The sequence below is a fragment of the Paenibacillus cellulosilyticus genome (assembly GCF_003182255.1).
GTDB classification, from domain to species: Bacteria; Bacillota; Bacilli; order Paenibacillales; family Paenibacillaceae; genus Paenibacillus_T; species Paenibacillus_T cellulosilyticus.
The window spans coordinates 569,631-587,010 of the sequence record NZ_QGTQ01000001.1 but is presented as its reverse complement, the minus strand read 5'-3'; the positions used below and the strand labels follow the sequence as shown (position 1 = coordinate 587,010).

Genomic DNA, 17,380 nt, shown 5'->3' with positions numbered 1-17,380 from the left:
TTTTCCTCAACGAAGTTATTCTAGGCCTAATGTAAACCGCATTCTTGCTTCCGCTACATCTCTTAGAGGCAAGTTCAAAGCTAATTCGGAAGCCAATTCCCCAGCGGCACTTAAGTCTTTTTCCATATACCGCTGAATTTGTTGCTGAATAATTTCTTTTGGTGTACCGGCGATCTTTATTTTTAACAAGGTTAGCAATGTTTCACCTTGCGGATCTGCGCCTTCAATGATATCGACTAACTTCTTGAGATTAATACCGGCTGCCGTTGCAATGGCTTCTGCTTCAGCTACTATGCTCCATGTTCCAAAAGTAATAAGATTTCTAGCAATTTTTGCTGCCATTCCAGCTCCTATTGGTCCACAATGGACAACTTCCTTGGCCCAATCATTTAAGACAGGCATAGCTGAATTAACTGTATCCTGATCACCACCGAGTATTGCCACAAGTCCCTGTTCAGCTGCTTTATCCCCACGCGTTACGCCACAATCTAAAAATCCAATGCCACGTTTGGCACATCTCTGAGCCAGATCAAGAACATCCCCATGTGAGATCGTCGATAATAATACAATGGTTAATGGATGATCGGCACCGTCAAACAGTCCATTCTCCCCATAAATTACTTGACGAGCTTGTTCAGCATTAACGACAGCGACCATAACAACATCGCTAACTTTGGCAACTTCTGCTGGTGAAGCTAAGGGTTTAGGTACTCCTTTAAGCTTGTCAGCTGCTTCAGGAAAAACATCATAAACGTTTGGAATGCGGTTATTTTTGGAAAGGCTAACTGCAACACCCCCACCAATCATACCTAATCCAATAACACCGGCTCTTAATTCATCATGTCTACTTTTTGGAGTTTCAATGTGTTTCACCATTTCAATCTTCTCCTCTAAAGTGCAAATTTTTTTTAATCCATTCCACGAAATTTCACAGTTTCCCAACACTAGTTTATTTTGTGCCTGAATGTTATTATAATGACACTGTGTCGTTATTTCATTAATCAATCATCTGCTATATGTCACGAACATGACACTATTCTTCGAAATGTCTATTTAAAAGGTGGTTTTTATGAACGAAAGTAGGAAAGTGAAGTATACTCGCAGAGTTATCAAGGAGAGTTTTCTGCAACTGCTTCTGGAAAAATCCATTGGAAAAATTACAATCGCGGAAATTTGTCAACTCGCGGATATCCATAGAGGTACGTTTTATCAACATTATCATGATGTTTATCAGCTTCTAGAATCTATTGAAAATGAATTGTTCGAGAAATTTAAAGAAATGCAGCTGATGCAAGAAAACTCCATAAGTTCTGACGCATCTGCTGCTATTACATTGATTAATAATGAAAGGGATACCTGTAGAGCTATACTCGGTAAATTTGGCGATACAAAATTCTTAAAGCGCATTTTGGATTTATACCGGCAAAGCAGCTATAACAAATACGGTAAGAACGGTGTAAAAGAGGAGGATTTTCATTTTATATACACATACTTCACCTCAGGATGTATAGGTGTTATAAGCTCATGGGTAGAATCCGGATACCAAGAGCAGCCAGAAAAAATAATGAGATATATTGAACGACTATCTCAATTAGGAGTTTCCGGTTTCATCAACAAACAAATCTAATCCAAAAACTTCTCTAATTAACGGAAGCAAACTGCGGTTAATACCTAAATTATCGTAATCAATATTCTTAGTCCTTCCACAAGTCTTTTCGCTGTCAAAAATGCGCAAGACTGATAGAATTAATTCCTTGCTGAAGCTGTTGTTGCGCTTGAAATTAAATAGCGAGTATTGTGTTCTTAATGAATGGATCAACATAGGGAAGGGCTTATGGGGAGTGCTTCTAATGCTCTGTGGAGCAAATGTCGGATGCATGGATGGCCAACGGGAGACTATCTATACCTCAACAAGAAAAGTACAGTAGCCGGTCGATAATGATCGGTTGCTGCACTTTGCTCTTTCATAATGGGGAGACCGGCAGCAATGCCGTGCAGAACCCCGCGAATATTGACGTCGATCATTCGGTTCCATTCGTCGATTTTCAAGGCTTCCAAAGGAGAGAGAGGCATCACACCGGCGTTGTTCACTACCACATCGACACGGCCAAACCGGCTCTGCGCCAAGTGGATGATCGCCTGCATCTGATCTATATTCGTAACGTCCAGCTTTTGATAAGCGACGGAACCTCCTTCGGCTTCAATGAGGGATGCCAGAACTTCCAGTCTTTCCAAGCGTCTGGCCCCAATGACGACATAGGCCCCCCGGCTGGCGAGAAACGTTTATTCACTCCAATTTATCTCATTAAATTAACGCCATGATGAGATTACTATTTTCAGCTATTTAACACGGTAGAGAACCATGCCGGCATGATAGAGCACCGAATCACGGAAATCACCGTCCGCTGTAAAACCTGTATCATCCACATATTCGATATGGTCGCCTAAGATGGTATATCGGCCCTGATAAGCGCTCTTCCGGTTTCCACGCGCTTCGTCATATCGGTTGTTCGGTAGCAGTTCATGCCGGATGTAACCGTCTTTTGTCACCCACATTCCTACATAGGGATGGGGGTTTACGTTTGGAGTACTCATTTAGGATCTTCTCCTTCCATTTACGAGTCGAGGATTATGTCTAACTAGTCATTGGTTTCACAGTTGCGAACTTTGTACTATGCAACGCATTTGTTACATTTCCATTATCGTATCAGCGGAAAGCTAGGAGGTAGCAGGATCACACGAGAAGATTGCCTAATCCTCCAATTGAGATAAAATTAAGTTGTTCGTACGGATAAGAGGGGACTAAGAGTATGGATGAATGGTTCGAGAAACAAAGGAGAGAGCTGTTGCGGATCATCGATAAATTCACCCCGGAAGACGGGACGCATGACACGCAAGTTCCCGGTTTACGATTGATCCGTGCTTCTCGGTTATCCGAGCCGGTTTACTCTGTCTATGAACCCTCCCTTTGCATCGTGGCGCAGGGTTCCAAGGTGGTTATGTTAGGGCATGAGGTGTACCAGTATGATCCAAGCAGCTATTTAACCGCTTCGGTTCATTTGCCGATTACTGGACAAGTGATGGAAGCTTCAAGAGAAACGCCATATTTAAGCCTCCAAATCCTATTCGATATGAACCAGATTCTTGATGTCATTCAGGTACTTGGAGAGGCTAAACGATCAAAAGGTGAGGCCAGCCGGGGGGTGAAGGTGAGCAGGATGAACGATACGCTCCTGGATGCGGTGCTTCGGCTTGTAAAACTGGTCGAAACGCCGCAGGATATCCCGGTACTTGCGCCTTATGTCATTCGGGAGATCATTTACCGGGTGCTTCAGAACGAAAACAACGCGTCTTTGAAGCAATTTGCTATCATCGGAAGCCATGCGCAGCGAATCGCGGGGGTCATCAAGAAGCTTAGTCGCGACTTTGCCCAGCCCCTGCGCGTAGACGAATTGGCAGCAGAGGCCCATATGAGCACCTCGTCTTTGTACGATTACTTTAAGGAAGTCACGGGGATGAGTCCGATCCAGTTTCAAAAGCATATCCGATTACAAGAGGCGCGTCGCCTGCTTTTCTCCGAATCGATTGATGCGGCGGAAGCCGCGTTTCAGGTCGGATACGAGAGCCCATCCTATTTTAACCGGGAATATGCGCGGATGTTTGGGCTGCCGCCAGTCCGGGACGTTCGCCGTTTACGCAGCTCACTTGTTGGCGAAATGACGATTTCCGAGGAGATTAATGAAGGGTAGCCGGATCATCATGTTAACATAAAAAGAGGTAGCGAAGGCACCCAATGGGGTGCCTTTAGCTTTCGCTCTATAGATGATCCGGGGAACTATATCACAAGTAACGGAAAGTTCTTTTTAATCTTTCAATCCACGCAACAAAACGAGTTCTCATACAGCTCATAAACGGCGAGCAGCTGCTCCGCAAGGCCTTTCTCAGCGCTTTTAATCCATTTAATAAATGCCATGTGAAAAATTTCAACCGCAAATCGCGCGGCAAGCTCCGACAAATCGCTATCATATTTGGCAGATAACGAGTTTGTGACAGACGCAATGAGCGCCTGCCCCTTCAACAGCTCCCGTTCCTGCAGATCAGGGTTACTTTGAATGATTTGATTCCGCGCAAGCACCCTCTCCCGCGAGCCCTCGAAAAACTCGGAAATCGACACAAAGCCTTCAACCGCAAGCTTCAGCGGTTTTTTCTCGACGTCAAAATTGTCTGTAATAAAAGCCGCGACCCCCTGCCCCAGCTCATTGTTCGTGTCAAAAAGCACGTCCGACTTGTCCTTGAACTGCCGGAAAAAGGTTCGCTCCGTCACACCTGCAAGACTTGCAATCTCCTGCACAGTCGTGTTTTCATAGCCTTTTTCCATAAATAATTTGGCGGCCGCCGCCTGTAATTTTTCTTTGCTTTTCATTTTTATCATTCCTATTTATGTTATTAATGGAATAAAAATAAAGTAGTCAGTTTGTGACATTTTTTCTTGACAATAAAAAAACCGCAGGTATACAATAAACTCAAATGTCAGTTTGTGACACTATTTTATCAAAGAGAAGGAGAATACACAATGAAAATCACAGTACTCGGCACACTTGGCAATAATATTCGTTACCCAGTTTCGACTAATATCGCGCACGGTGGGGTCAGCCCCATTGATATTGCGGACGTCGCTTATGCCTAATTTATCACACCACAGCGGGCAAAAGCGCGAAATATTGGCGATGGGTCTAATCGCTGGCCGGCTGTTCACCGTCTTGATGCCGCCCACCTTTACCGCCTAGCATTGGAAAAGGCACCTGCTGGATCACGGTTAGATGGGGTAGGGGATGAAGGGGTGCCATTTCGCGGCATCGCGGGTGACATTGGCAAGTATTTGAATGTTCCAGTAGAGAGTATTTCAAGCGAAGAGGCGAGTGACAAAAAAGCTATCAACTTTATGGAAGAAATCAAGGAGGAAATAAGATGAAAATAATAGTAACTGGTTCTTTAGGAAATATCGGTAAACCGCTCACTCAAAAGCTAGTTCAGAATGGTCATTCGGTTACCGTCATAAGCAGTAAAGCAGAGAGGCAGAAGGAAATTGAAGCACTAGGAGCTAAGGCTGCCATTGGGTCAGTTTTGGACTATGCATTTCTTCTAAGAACATTCACCGGAGCAGACATCGTTTATCTGATGGAACCACCCGCTGCCAATAGCTACGGTGCCGTGAGTGAAATAGTAGCTACTTATAAAAAAGCAGTTGAGCAATCAGGTGTAAAAAAAATAGTGCACTTGAGCAGTATCGGAGCCCACACCGACAAGGGTGTTGGTATATTAAGTTTCCATAACCTTGCTGAGAATATTTTGAAAAAATTGCCCAATTATGTGGATATCAAATTTATGCGGCCTACTGGTTTTTATAGCAATTTATTGTCCAATATTGATGTAATAAAATCAACAAGCAAAGGGTTTCTAGGTGGATTATTGTCTTTGCAATATTATGGTATCCGAGGTTTATTGACTGGCAAAAGAGGCGTGATTCTGGCCAACTATGGCGGTGAAGTCATAAACCTAATGGTCTCTGCTGATGATATTGCTACTGTCATTTTTGAAGAAATGGAAAAACCTTTTGAAGGCAGAACCGTTCGATATATAGCCAGTGAGGAACTTACCTGCAATGAGATCGCCAAAATATTAGGTGAAGCAATTGGTAAACCATATTTAAAACATGGAAAAATCTCGGATAAAATGCTCGCAAATGCCATGCTAAAAACAGGTATGAATGAGCAAATGGTAAATGGTATTGTGGAAATGGGTGTGGCGGGTCGTACAGGTAAACTGTATGAAGATTATTACAAAAACCGCCCAACTTTAGGTAAAACAAAATTGAAACAATATGCAACAGAGTTTGCTACAAAATATAATCAGAAATAAAGTGTTCAATATTCTCCACTGACGAGCGATAAAGGTGAGGAGAGACAATGAACGAAACACCCACGGATATTAAAAACAGAATATTTTTAATTTCAGGAGGATCGTCCGGAGTTGGTAAAGCAATCGCAAAGGGACTAGCCAATCTCGGCGCCAAGGTCGTGATCATTAGCAGAAGTGAGGAAAGTGGAAAAGCTGCATTAAAGGATATTTCGGAAGCTACAGGCAACAGCAGGGGAGATTGGGTCGCGGCGGACCTTTCCCTACAGTCATCGATCCGGGAAGTCAGCGACGTGATCAAACGGAAATACGATCAATTGCATGTGCTTGTTAATGCTTGCGGTGCAATCTATTTTAAGAAGGAATTGACGGCAGAGGGGATTGATCGTATGTTCGCGGTCAATGTGCTTAGTCATTATCTGCTGACTAACCGGCTGCTCGACATCCTCCAAGAAAGCGGAACTGCACGCGTTATCACAGTGTCGGGTAACCCTAGATTTTTGAAGAATCCCGTCATTAACTTCGATGATATTCAAATGGAGCACCAGTATAGCGGGATGCGTGCAGCCAACCAGTCGCTGATCGCCAAGACGTTATTTGCATTCGAATTGGCAAAACGTTTGGAAGGAACAGGTGTGACCTCCAACGCTTTTTATCCGGGGTTCGTGAAATCCAATCTCTCGAGGAACGCGCCTTGGTATTTGAGGGCCGCTGCACCTCTCATGAATATAAGTGTCAAAGCAGAATGCGGGATCGGGGTTCATCTGGCGTCCGCGAAAGAAATAGAGCGCGCAAATGGCGTGTTCTTCGATAATAAGAAGCAGATCGTACCGATTCAAACCAAGTTTGAGGATGGAGCGGGAAAAAAACTGTGGACCTTGTGCGAAGGGCTGACAAGTTACTAACTGAGCCGCTCGTCCAGCGATTGAGAATGCTTTGTCAAGAGTTAGGGATAGAACCGAAAGAGTCTGTAAAGCAATTGATGCATATCTAAATAAGTAGGGCGAATCTTCTAAAACGCATGTTGGACGAGGAACGTTGCTTCCGGAGTCGTCACCGTTGGATTCGAATCAGGGCAAAGCGAAGGCACTCCAAACTAGAGTGCCTTTTTCGCCGTTATGACCGTTACGCTGAACCGTATCATAAGTAGGGCGAAATTTATAGTTGAAACCCAACACATTGAAATTAGGCATAATCTTTTCTCACTGCATGTCCGCAAATTCACTCCTACACTTGATAGTGAGAAGAGCAATAAATGGTCATGGCAAGAGCGATACTATCGGTTACGACTAAACAATGATCAAATCCACAAATGAATAGATTAAACCAGCCGGATCATCTAATCCTTTTTCAGGTTCTAGATGTCCAGCAGAATTGAGATCAACAAGACCAGCAATAAAGGCAGAAACCATGGCCGTTAATTGTTTGGGTGGTTTACTGATCGTCCGTTTTTGTTCATGAGCTGTTTCCAAACAGCTATAGATGATTCTAAATGTTTCAATGGCTGCAAGGTGAAGGTTATGATATTGCTCCTTGTCCCATTGTTTGCGGAACATCAGTTGGCAATGTTCTTGATTCTTTACCCCAAAGTCATAAAACGTATATAGCAATTCGTAAATAAGTTTTCTTGGATCGCTTGTTTCTTTAATTAACTTGTTCATGCGACTGTTCAGCGTATCAAAATTCTCAGTAGTAAGAGCCGCGAGTAGATCGTCTTTATTTTTAAAATATACATAGACGGCACCTCGAGATAAATTCATTTCCTTTCCAAGGTCCCGCATGCTAACGGAATCAACGCCATGGGTATCAATCATTTGTCTTGTGACATCGATCAGCTTTTGTTTGGTATCGTTGCTATTCTTCATAGTACCCTCTTAAATAAATAATTATAAAATCATCATACGCCTACATGTTGACACCGTCAATGTGCAGGCGTATGATGTGTTTTAGTTGACGGTGTCAACCTGGAACAAACTAAACTAACTTTTGAAAAGGGAGTGTATGGTATGTTAACAAAAGGGGACCCACGTAAACGAACTTTTATTATAACTGGCGGAAACTCGGGGTTAGGTTATGCAAGTGCGAAACACATTGCTAAAGCCGATCATAATCATCATATCGTACTGGCTTGTCGTAATGCGGCTAAGGCAAATGAAGCTGTCCATTCATTGATTAGGGAAACAGACAATCCCAACATCACGTCTATGGAGCTTGATCTTGCGTCCTTAGCATCTGTCAGAAATTTTGTCACCCAATTTATTGCTGCAGATTATCCGCCTTTATATTCACTCATCTGCAACGCGGGGTTAATCTTGGTTGATAAAACGTACTATACCAAAGATGGCTTTGAGAGTACTTTTGGAATTAATCATCTTGGACACTTTTTGCTGGTCAATAGGTTACTTGATAATATGGATGATTCTGGTAGAATATTGTTTGTTAGCAGTGGCACTCATGACCCCGCACAAAAAACAATTGTCGCTGTGCCTGTTTATAATAATGCTAGATTACTGGCCTATCCAAAGAAACTGAACGAAGATGAGAAGATGCTTACCGTAGGCCAACGTCGCTACTCGACTTCGAAATTATGCAATATATACTGCGCTTACGAGTTGGCCGAAAGAATCAAGCAGCAAACGAATAAAAATATTACTGTAAATGCGTTTAATCCTGGACAGATGCCCGGCACAGGGTTCTCTCGAACATTTCCTCTCTTTATGAAAATTATTCTAAAGAATATCCTCCCCGTACTTGCCTTACTTCGTCCAAGTATGATTACGGCTGATAAATCAGGAAAAGCATTGGCATCGCTGGTGCTTAATTCAGAGTTCGGGGGGATGACTGGTAAGTATTTTGATGGTACAAGAGAAGTGAAATCTTCTGAACTCTCCTATAGCCGTGAAAATAGGGAAGAATTATGGAGGACCAGTGTTGAGTTGACAAAAATGGATAAATCAGAAACCATATTAAACGTAGACTAAATAAAATACAGGCTGACATGTTGTACCTATAAGAGCAAGAACTTAGACGGTGCACATCATACACCATACATGTGGTCGCTAATCATTGCATACAAGGCGCCTATTCGGGTGGCTTCAATGTCGCCCTATTGATGTTACGCCGAACCGTATCACAAGTAGGGCGAAAATTCGCCCTTGTACTTGTGGGATCGGAAATCTTTCGGGAGCTAGATGCAGAAAACGTCTTATCCCTAAGCATAGGAGGCTATGCTTAACAAGGTTTTTTAGTCTCCCGCCAATCACCGTTCCTGCAGTGTAAGACCCTGCTGCACCGCAAGCGCGTCGGCAGTGTCGAGCTCACCTTCAATGCAACTTTCTTTGGAGAAGTGGTTTGTGTGTATTTCGACCAAGATCCTATTCCTTCGTCCGGAGATGTTCGACCACCCAGTAGCCGTAGTAGATCGTTGTCTGTAGAGTCTCGTTTTCCCAACCCGGTGCGTGCCGGTACGTTAGAGGTCGAAGTCCTAATGTCTCAATCGCGGCTGCCGTTTCGGAAAACGACCAGAAGAACATTCGGATATCAACTTGTCCACCACCTGCATCAATCCAGCGTGCATCGTGAAAGGGCAATTCCGCACGGCGCTCGTTTATGGTGAAGAAGAAGCGACCGCCGTAAGCAAGGGCTACCGACACATTATCGATGACTTGTACTAGATTCTCGCAGAAATCGAAACAACCGTTTGCCACTATCGCGTCGAATTTTCCGAGTTCTGCAGGTAGTGGCTGGTGGAAGTCATGCACGAGATAGGTGCCGGTTGGACGTTTTCGTCGCGCCGCGTCGACCATGGCGGTCGAAATATCGAGCCCGACAACCTCCACGTCAAGTGGCAGTGGACTCGTCAAGTGTCCAGGACCACAACCGAGATCGAGTACGCGTTGTCCAGCATGCACGTTCTCCAAGAGAAACTCCCGCACGGCAGCTTGAAAGTAAGTCAGTGGCGTCGTACGTTCTTCGTAGCTCTCGGCGATATTGTCGTATATTTGCGCCACTTTGAGCTTATCGTTTTGCGAATAATGCACTTCATACCTCACCTCTGCAATATCGCCAGGTCGCATCATTTAGTGACCCGCATGTTTTTATTGTATATGAAAACGTAGCCTTAGCAATTAGAATTGCATAACTACAATTAAATATAGACGGAATATTCTACGGCGTAGCGTTCGGCGCCATTTTCCCTGCGATTCAGGCTTGGGTATTAAATGTAGTCGAACCAAAGGATAGAGAAAATGCAATGCGTACGTTTTATAATTGCTTTGACATTGGAATCGGAGCAGGAGCAATGCTTTTAGGCGTAATTGTCCAAGCAACGTCATATAAAACCACGTTACTTTTATCGAAATACAGTAAAGTTTGTGCTAGCCAAAAAAGCTAATGAGATCGTTTGTAAAGCAGTAGGTGTTTAAGTCTATCTGAACATCCTAAGGGGTTTTCAGTAAATATAGTCCAAATTTATCTCATGCTTGTACAGACATATTCCTGTGCCGTAGTTTACAGAGAAAATGTGCTATTGTATTATTTATTCATAATGGTCAAATATTCCAGTTTAGGATGGGATGAAATGAGCGAGCAAGCAGTAGTAGCAAATATATCGGGTTCATCGATTGTTTTACTAGTTGCAGATGCACAAGTTTCCTCTGATTTTTACAAGAGTCTTGGGTTTTCCTATGAAGAAGTTGGTGGACATGTACACGTATCAAGAGGCAGCATTACATTTATTTTGCATCCCGCAATGAATAAAGAGGACGTAAGACCTTCTTCTTCTGTTAAAGGTGGGCTGTACTTTGACGCTTTTGCCTATACAGATGCAGTCGACTTGTTGGTTGATGAATGTCGTGCCAAAGGTGTAGAAATAGTTAATGGTCCCAATTACTCTGAACATTGGAGTGAATTTACACTGAAAGATGCTGATGGTTATTGCATCGCTTTTGGCGGTGGAGTGAGTAAAAAGTTAGATTAGGATCGCTAAGGCAATCTCAATAAAAAAGTGAAGTTCTGTCCAAAGAAGCCATTCCTTTGTTAGGAGTGGCTTCTTCTTTATATAGTAGTTGACCGATATTTTCTTCTTTTCACGTCTATATAGTGAAAGACATATGAGGTGATGATGTGTCACTGCAAGACGAGAGACTTGTTATTCGAGTCTGCGAAGGGGATATGAATGCGTTCGCCGAGTTGACAACCAAATATTCAAACGCGGTGTATGCCGCTGCGTTCAGTGTCGTCGGTGATTTTCATATTGCCCAGGATATCGCGCAGGAGTCCTTCGTAAAGGCTTGGTACAAAATTCACACTTTAGAGCAGAAGGAGGGTTTCGGCAGCTGGCTGTACACGATAACCAAACGTATGAGCATGGATTGGATTAGGAAGAGGGAGATTCCTCCGGGAGGTCACTTGATGAATGACCTTATCGATCCGATCTCATTGGAAGAGAGGATAGACAATCTAGAGCGGAAAAGGGCGGTTTGGAGTGCTCTAAACACACTAGATGAGAAGTACCGTACCGTCATTGCAATGTATTTCATTAGCGGATTTAGCGTATAAGAAATTAGCCGTTTTCTCAATATTAGTGTGAGCGCCGCGGAGAGCCGACTTAGACGTGCAAAAGACAAACTTAAAAAGGAGCTGAGTCATTTGGTAGAGGAAACATTGAGACAGAACCAACTGGACGAACATTTCGGACGCAGAGTTCTTGAAAGGCTTCAAGGGGTAGTCGTCGTTTATATTCCTGCTTTGAATCTTAATGAATCTGCTGACTGGTACGAGAAATATATGGGGTATAAAGTGACGCATAGAGGGGATATTTGGTCATTGGAGAAACCTGGGTACCTCAAGATCATATTGTCTGAGGTCGGCTGCGACACACATCCTGTACAATTTGAACAAGCAAATAACAAAAGTGCGGTCATGATGATAGGAACACCTGATATTGAAGATTACCATGAATTTTTAAAACTAAAAGGCGTTGAGGTTACTGAAATTTGAGATCGCGGAATCTGCGGGAAAAGCTTCCGAATGAAGGACCCAGCAGGAAATCATATCATGGTCGATGCTTTGTAGATCAAGAACAAAGGTGATCCCCTCACGGAGATCACCTTATTTATGTTAGGAGTGATTATTCATCGTTCGGTTATTCCTCATTAGGTAAGCTTTACAGACGATCGATAAGCCAAATGCCGCCCAACATAAACGCAATGGAAGAGCCGGCGATGACGACTCGTCTGGAGAATTTCCAGGAGTGCAGCCAATATAGCAGCGGCAGCGCAGCAGCGACTAAAGTGAGCTGGACGGTCTCGATGCCGAGATTAAAGCTGATCAGGTCGGCTGCCAGCTCGGTCCGCGGAATGTCCATCTCTTGCAAAATGTCGGCGAAGCCCATGCCGTGAACAAGACCGAAGAGGAACGTCAGAATCCAGCGTCCGCTGACTTGCTTACGGATCATATTATCAATCGCAACGAAGCAGATGCTAAGGGCGATTAGTGGTTCGACAATATGGGAGGGCACGGAGATGACTCCCAATACAGTCAGCGTCAATGTAATGCTGTGTGCGATGGTGAAGGCAGTAATCATTGCGGCGTACTGCTTGAATTTCTGTCTGGCGATCAGAAGTGAGAACAAGAACAATAGATGATCGTAGCCCGAGAGAATATGGTTGATACCGAGGACAAAGAACGAATACCAGCCCGAACCGGACGCCTTCGACGAGTCAGTCTCCTGTGAATCCGCATTAGATGAGGAGTCTGCAAGGCTGCTGTAATCCTTGTCCGACATCTGCATCGACCACTCGCGGTATTTGCCGGACAAGGCCGAGTTGGCCTTGTGGCTGCCATACTCAATCGTCACCAGGTCGACGTAATTGGTCGACTTGTCGCTCGAACCTGAGTAGAGCTGATCTGTCAGCGAGACAACTTGGGAAGCCGCGACGGGAGCGTACTGAACCTTTAGCTCCACCTTCTGTGGGCTGCTGTTCGGCAGCAGTTCCAGGCTCTCCACGTGAGTCCAGGATTGGGGCTTATCGTTGACGTTCAGTACAATCTGATTGCGTATCAGCTCCAGGAACGAGTCTTTCATGATATTGAATTGTTCGGGCTCAAGGGTGAGGTCGTTGCTCGTATCTCCGCCCAATAGCTCAATGACGGACAAGCCATCCAGCGTATAAGTCATGTCGACGCTCGACTTGGTGAACTGAATCGTCGTATAAGCTGCACTATAAGCATGAGCGTCCGCAACTTGTTGATTGGGCAGCAGGAGCAGCGCGAGAAGTGCGGCAAGAAAGATAGGATAACGAAAGGCATTTCGAGTGCGGGACAAAGATGTTCCCCCTTTCACATAGACAAACAAGGATGCCATTGCCAAGAATGACATCCCTGTTATTGGCTAGATTACTAATTAGATTAGTTGTTCAAAAGATTATAGATGATCTGTGCAGCTTCCGAACGGCTGGCGATGCCATGCGGGTTGAATGCGCCCGAATTGGTTCCCTGAATCAGCTTCAGTTCAGCCGCTTTATTGATGAATGTCAACGCCCAAGCCGAGATGGCAGCGGAATCCGTATAGGAATTGTTGCCGCTGACAGACTGTTGTCCATGCAGATATTCGTATGCGCGAACAATCATCGTCGCCATTTCTTCTCTCGAGATGAGGGCCGATGGACCAAACGTTGAATCGCTTTTCCCTTGCACGATGCCAGCTTGTACGGCTGCGGATACTGCGTCGGCGTACCAAGCGCTTGCATTCACGTCATTAAACGAGGCGCTGCCTTGATCCGTAAGCTGCAGTGCTCGTACAATCATTGCCGTGAACTCGGCGCGGGTTACCGAACGCTTCGGTTCGAAGGTCGTGTCGCTCGTGCCATTCAGAATATCTCTTGCGGACAGGTAATTAATCGCTTCTTCAGCCCAGTAGCCGGATGGGATATCGGAGAAGGACTTTGCCGTACCTGTGCCGCTTCCGCTGTTGCTGCTGTTGGAGTTGCCCGACTGCGAAACGTCCGTATTACCGGAGTTGCCTGTCGTATCTGGATTTGTTGTCGTGTCCGTATTTGTTGCTGTATCCGTGTTCGTTGTCGTGTCTGTATTCGTCGTCGTACCCGTAGAGCCGGACGATGTGCCCGTCGTGCTGGTCGTTTGCGTTACCGTAATGTCGCTAGTCGTAAGTACGCCGCCATTAACAGCCGTCGCCGTAATGGTTGCCGTTCCTCTTGCAACTGCCGTCACGAGACCGGTCGAATCAACCGTCGCGATAGCTGGATTGCTAGAAGTCCATACCACCGTCTTGTTCGTTGCATTGTCCGGCAATACCGTTGCAGTCAATTGGCTTGTTTTGTTAATTCTAAGGCTGAGCGACGAGTGATCCAGCGTAACTTTCGTAACAGGTACGCCAACCGTCTTGTCGGCACTGACCACGGTAATCATCGAATCAATGGCTTTGTGCTTGTTCAGCGTCGTCAGTGCGGAACCTGTAAGTCCAACACTTGCTGTAGTCGCGTTAGCCTTGTCGATAAGCTCGAAGGTCAGCTTGACTACGTCCGTGTAGTCTCCGTTGTATAATTCGGAACGAATCGGCGAAGCCAAATCGGCGTTAACCGTCACGATACCATTATCCGAGTCATTCGTGACAGGATCGGAGTTCGTAGAGGTTGTATTAACAAGCTCTGCGCTCTTGAAGACTAGCTTCGAAGTGTCATAGCTGAAAGTAGTATTCAGCTTCGATACCGCATTGGCGTTGTTGATAGCATAGTAGAAGTCGATGTCGGCATTAGTATCCGTTTGCTGGCTGTCTTTCGTATAAATTTTAGCGTTCTCCGCTTCTTTGACCAATCCGTAAGAATCGACTACTGCCATGTTGTCTGAACGGTACGTAGTAACCGTAAGGCTGGTCGGTGTGAAGCTGATCATCGTGAAGTTGGGCGTATTCTCCTGGTTTCTTACCGTAGGCACAACGTCCAATTTTGTCGTATCCGCCAAGGCGTAATATTTACTGCCGCTGGCCGAGTTGGCCGTCACGTACGTCGTTCCCGTCGGATTGACGTCCTGCAGCGAATCATTTTGGAGCTGCGCTCCTTGAGAGATATCGTTGTTCATGACATCTGTGCGAGCGTACGAGTGGTCATGTCCCATGAAGATCATGTCGATGTCCAATTCGTCGAACGTCGGGAACAGAGCCTTCCTCAAATTCTTGATTCCCGTTTCCGTCGCGTGCGAACCAGCGCCATAAATGTCTTGGTGCAGGGTGACGATTCTCCACTGTGTATCCGGAGCAGCCGCAACCGCCTCTTTCATGAATTGGGCATGCTTCGTGCCATCCGTATTATTGCTGTTCAATACCATAAACAAGGTATCGCCATAAACGTAGTAGTAGTCCCCGCCTGCGGTAGTTGTTCCTAATGTGGAAGACTCGTTAGGCACGTTGAAATGATATTTGTAGTTCGCGCCGGATGTTTCGTGGTTGCCAATCGTTGTGGCAACAGGAATGTTGCGGAACAAGTCCGGGCTTATGAATGCGTCAAACTCCGCTTCAGTGGTCGCATGCTCGATCTGGTCACCGGCGGACATGATGAAGCTCATGTTCGGGAAAGACCCATATGCCGTATTAAGCGTTGAGATGAAACCTGCTGTATCGTTGGCTACGTTGCCCGAGGATCCGATCTGCGGATCCCCGATGAACATAACCTGATAGTTATAGAGATCCTTGGTCGTATAATCGTAAACCGCGCTCCAATTGCCTTCGCTGCCGTCACCCACGCGATAAACGTACTGCGTATTAGGCGCAAGTCCCGTCGCCGTTACTTTATTGGAGTAATACCCCGTAACAGCTGCGGAGGATGTTCCGGTGAACGTCGTTATTACCGCCTCATCAACCGGAAAATCGCTCCCCGTCATGTCGCTCTTCTTCGCGATCTGAACGATGCTTGTCGTCTGGATCGGCGAGTACCAAGCGAAATTCAACTGGCTCGCAGCAGCTCCCGGAGTTAACGCGATATCCGTCGCCGCGTAAATTGCCTCTGCATGTGCCGTTGCTGCCTTGCTGATATCGATGCTTTGACCCCCTAGTTTAATAGGCAGGCCGGAGAATACCAGCGTGGCAGCCAATGCAGCGACTCCGATTCGAGAAACCTTCTTCTGCGAGAAATTAACATTTCTCCTCATTCATACTTCACCTCTTAATAATATGTACATGCTAAACAAACATAACTATGACAATGTAACTTGGAAGTATTAACAAAGATCACTATTAAAATTAACCCAGTGTAAACATTAATTTCGTAAATTAATTAACGTACTGCATGAGAGAAGAAGATTGCGAGGACAAGTTTACGATGAGAAGATGGATTCTGCTTCTGCTATTCCCAATCGCATTGCTTGGTTTGCTGCCATCTGCCGTGGAGGCCCACACCAATAGCAGCCTAGCTTATTCGGACATTACGTATGAGCATGGAATGATCCGCTATTCCTTGAAGATAGACCTCTATGACTTGCGCACGACGGCAACGCCGGAAGACCCGGACATCAGTTCCGAAACACCTGAAGTATTGGATCGATTCTATTCAAACTCGAAGAAGGAAGTCGAAGCCCTCCTGCTTTCCAAGATTAAGCTGTATGCCGACGGTCTCCCACTCCAAGGAAGATTGACGCAGCTTCACGGCACCGAGGTGGAAGGCGAGACTCAGAAGTTCGCTGAAGCGATTCTGGAGTATCCGATTGGGCATGCTCCTCTGCAATTCAAGCTTGACTACGAGCTTGTCTATGACGGGGATCAATGGCATGTCAACTATGTGGACCTGTCTCTAGGGGATTTGCAGAAGACGGGGGTCATCGTAAGCGATCTCCGAACGTTGGAAGCGGGACAGATGAGTCCGTCTTACGCGATGGCAACGTATTTGAAGCTCGGCTTGAAACATGTGGGAACAACGCCCGGAGCAGCTCTGCTCGTCATAGCGCTTATTATTGGAAGCCGTACTCTCAAGCGGGCTTTACTGATCGTGGGAACGTTCGCTGCGGCTCTGGTGCCGACTTTGCTCCTAAGCGTGCTTAAGATTGTAATGCTGCCCGATTCTTTCGTTGACGTGACGGCTGCGCTGGGCATTCTCTATACGGCCCTGCACATTCTCTTATCCCGCAACGAGAAGCCTCTCCTCTGGCTGTCTGCGGCATTCGGACTCCTCTTCGGCTTCCAATTCGGTCAAGTGCTGTCCGGATCGAATCTGAGCGGAAGCTTGATCGCGGACGCGACTGTTTCCTTCCTAGTGGGAATCGAAGCCGGACTTGTGCTCGCTGCACTAATTGCCTATCCAGCAAGCCGATTTGCTCAACGCTTCAAGCGGGCTGTTCCAGCGGCCTTGAGCGCAATAGCCTTGGGCGGACTGGTTCTCTTGCTTACAGATGCCTACTTGTAAGATTATTTCTGATTATTTTGGATAAAATGCTCGATTATGCGCGCCTGAATGTG

Annotated in this window: 16 protein-coding genes and 2 pseudogenes; 10 read left to right on the top strand and 8 right to left on the bottom strand. The window is 45.6% G+C overall.

All coding sequences use genetic code 11. From position 1 onward, the window contains the following. Positions 1 to 15 precede the first annotated feature (15 nt). A complete protein-coding gene (locus tag DFQ01_RS02535) occupies positions 16 to 876 on the bottom strand; it encodes an NAD(P)-dependent oxidoreductase (RefSeq protein WP_110042292.1) in 861 nt (286 codons plus the stop codon). A gap of 193 nt (positions 877 to 1,069) precedes the next feature. Between DFQ01_RS02535 and DFQ01_RS02530 the strand changes: the two genes are divergently transcribed. After that, a complete protein-coding gene (locus tag DFQ01_RS02530) occupies positions 1,070 to 1,627 on the top strand; it encodes a TetR/AcrR family transcriptional regulator (RefSeq protein WP_110042291.1) in 558 nt (185 codons plus the stop codon). A 329-nt stretch (positions 1,628 to 1,956) separates the two neighbouring features. On the opposite strand, the pseudogene DFQ01_RS02525 reads toward DFQ01_RS02530, so the two are convergent. Further along, positions 1,957 to 2,277: pseudogene (locus tag DFQ01_RS02525) on the bottom strand (SDR family oxidoreductase); the annotation flags it as partial. A gap of 63 nt (positions 2,278 to 2,340) precedes the next feature. Further along, positions 2,341 to 2,595 carry an Atu4866 domain-containing protein gene (locus tag DFQ01_RS02520; RefSeq protein ID WP_110042290.1) on the bottom strand — a complete coding sequence of 85 codons (255 nt, stop codon included), beginning with the start codon at positions 2,593 to 2,595 and terminating at the stop codon, positions 2,341 to 2,343. A 215-nt stretch (positions 2,596 to 2,810) separates the two neighbouring features. Here DFQ01_RS02520 and DFQ01_RS02515 point away from each other — a divergent pair, with 215 nt between their 5' ends. Further along, the gene (locus DFQ01_RS02515; protein WP_110042289.1) at positions 2,811 to 3,749 is read left to right on the top strand and encodes an AraC family transcriptional regulator; all 939 of its coding nucleotides are present in this window, start codon (positions 2,811 to 2,813) and stop codon (positions 3,747 to 3,749) included. 122 nt (positions 3,750 to 3,871) lie between these two features. Here DFQ01_RS02515 and DFQ01_RS02510 read toward each other — a convergent pair whose 3' ends face one another. Further along, positions 3,872 to 4,423: a TetR/AcrR family transcriptional regulator gene (locus tag DFQ01_RS02510; protein WP_110042288.1), complete on the bottom strand. Its 552-nt coding sequence runs from the start codon at positions 4,421 to 4,423 to the stop codon at positions 3,872 to 3,874. A 297-nt stretch (positions 4,424 to 4,720) separates the two neighbouring features. On the opposite strand from DFQ01_RS02510, the pseudogene DFQ01_RS02500 reads away from it, so the two are divergent. From DFQ01_RS02500 to DFQ01_RS02490, 3 genes and pseudogenes are all read left to right on the top strand, one after another. Next, a pseudogene (locus tag DFQ01_RS02500) lies at positions 4,721 to 4,921 on the top strand (3-beta hydroxysteroid dehydrogenase); the annotation flags it as partial. A 47-nt stretch (positions 4,922 to 4,968) separates the two neighbouring features. Beyond that, positions 4,969 to 5,919 (top strand): NAD(P)H-binding protein, encoded by a 951-nt coding sequence (locus DFQ01_RS02495; protein WP_110042287.1) that lies wholly within the window; start codon positions 4,969 to 4,971, stop codon positions 5,917 to 5,919. A 47-nt stretch (positions 5,920 to 5,966) separates the two neighbouring features. Further along, on the top strand, positions 5,967 to 6,821 hold the full coding sequence (locus DFQ01_RS02490) for an SDR family NAD(P)-dependent oxidoreductase (protein WP_110042286.1): 855 nt from the start codon (positions 5,967 to 5,969) through the stop codon (positions 6,819 to 6,821). A gap of 384 nt (positions 6,822 to 7,205) precedes the next feature. Here the strand turns inward: DFQ01_RS02490 and DFQ01_RS02485 are convergent, their stop codons facing one another. Then, positions 7,206 to 7,781 carry a TetR/AcrR family transcriptional regulator gene (locus DFQ01_RS02485; protein WP_110042285.1) on the bottom strand — a complete coding sequence of 192 codons (576 nt, stop codon included), beginning with the start codon at positions 7,779 to 7,781 and terminating at the stop codon, positions 7,206 to 7,208. A 141-nt stretch (positions 7,782 to 7,922) separates the two neighbouring features. On the opposite strand from DFQ01_RS02485, the gene DFQ01_RS02480 reads away from it, so the two are divergent. Next, positions 7,923 to 8,897 carry an SDR family NAD(P)-dependent oxidoreductase gene (locus tag DFQ01_RS02480; RefSeq protein WP_110042284.1) on the top strand — a complete coding sequence of 325 codons (975 nt, stop codon included), beginning with the start codon at positions 7,923 to 7,925 and terminating at the stop codon, positions 8,895 to 8,897. A 393-nt stretch (positions 8,898 to 9,290) separates the two neighbouring features. Here DFQ01_RS02480 and DFQ01_RS02475 read toward each other — a convergent pair whose 3' ends face one another. Beyond that, entirely contained in the window at positions 9,291 to 9,956 is a 666-nt protein-coding gene (locus tag DFQ01_RS02475) for a class I SAM-dependent DNA methyltransferase (protein ID WP_174812902.1), read from the bottom strand. Between the two features lie 539 nt (positions 9,957 to 10,495). On the opposite strand from DFQ01_RS02475, the gene DFQ01_RS02470 reads away from it, so the two are divergent. The 3 genes from DFQ01_RS02470 to DFQ01_RS02460 all read left to right on the top strand — a co-directional run bounded on the left by DFQ01_RS02470 (position 10,496) and on the right by DFQ01_RS02460 (position 11,916). Then, positions 10,496 to 10,894 carry a VOC family protein gene (locus tag DFQ01_RS02470; protein ID WP_110042282.1) on the top strand — a complete coding sequence of 133 codons (399 nt, stop codon included), beginning with the start codon at positions 10,496 to 10,498 and terminating at the stop codon, positions 10,892 to 10,894. 146 nt (positions 10,895 to 11,040) lie between these two features. Beyond that, complete coding sequence (locus DFQ01_RS02465) at positions 11,041 to 11,475, top strand: RNA polymerase sigma factor (protein ID WP_110042281.1); 435 nt, start codon at positions 11,041 to 11,043, stop codon at positions 11,473 to 11,475. Between the two features lie 90 nt (positions 11,476 to 11,565). Further along, the gene (locus DFQ01_RS02460; RefSeq protein WP_110042280.1) at positions 11,566 to 11,916 is read left to right on the top strand and encodes a VOC family protein; all 351 of its coding nucleotides are present in this window, start codon (positions 11,566 to 11,568) and stop codon (positions 11,914 to 11,916) included. Between the two features lie 166 nt (positions 11,917 to 12,082). Here the strand turns inward: DFQ01_RS02460 and DFQ01_RS02455 are convergent, their stop codons facing one another. Beyond that, positions 12,083 to 13,243 carry a HupE/UreJ family protein gene (locus tag DFQ01_RS02455; protein ID WP_174812901.1) on the bottom strand — a complete coding sequence of 387 codons (1,161 nt, stop codon included), beginning with the start codon at positions 13,241 to 13,243 and terminating at the stop codon, positions 12,083 to 12,085. Positions 13,244 to 13,326: 83 nt separating this feature from the next. Beyond that, entirely contained in the window at positions 13,327 to 16,080 is a 2,754-nt protein-coding gene (locus DFQ01_RS02450) for an S-layer homology domain-containing protein (protein WP_110042278.1), read from the bottom strand. Positions 16,081 to 16,250: 170 nt separating this feature from the next. Between DFQ01_RS02450 and DFQ01_RS02445 the strand changes: the two genes are divergently transcribed. Then, on the top strand, positions 16,251 to 17,327 hold the full coding sequence (locus DFQ01_RS02445) for a HupE/UreJ family protein (protein ID WP_174812900.1): 1,077 nt from the start codon (positions 16,251 to 16,253) through the stop codon (positions 17,325 to 17,327). Positions 17,328 to 17,380: the final 53 nt, after the last annotated feature.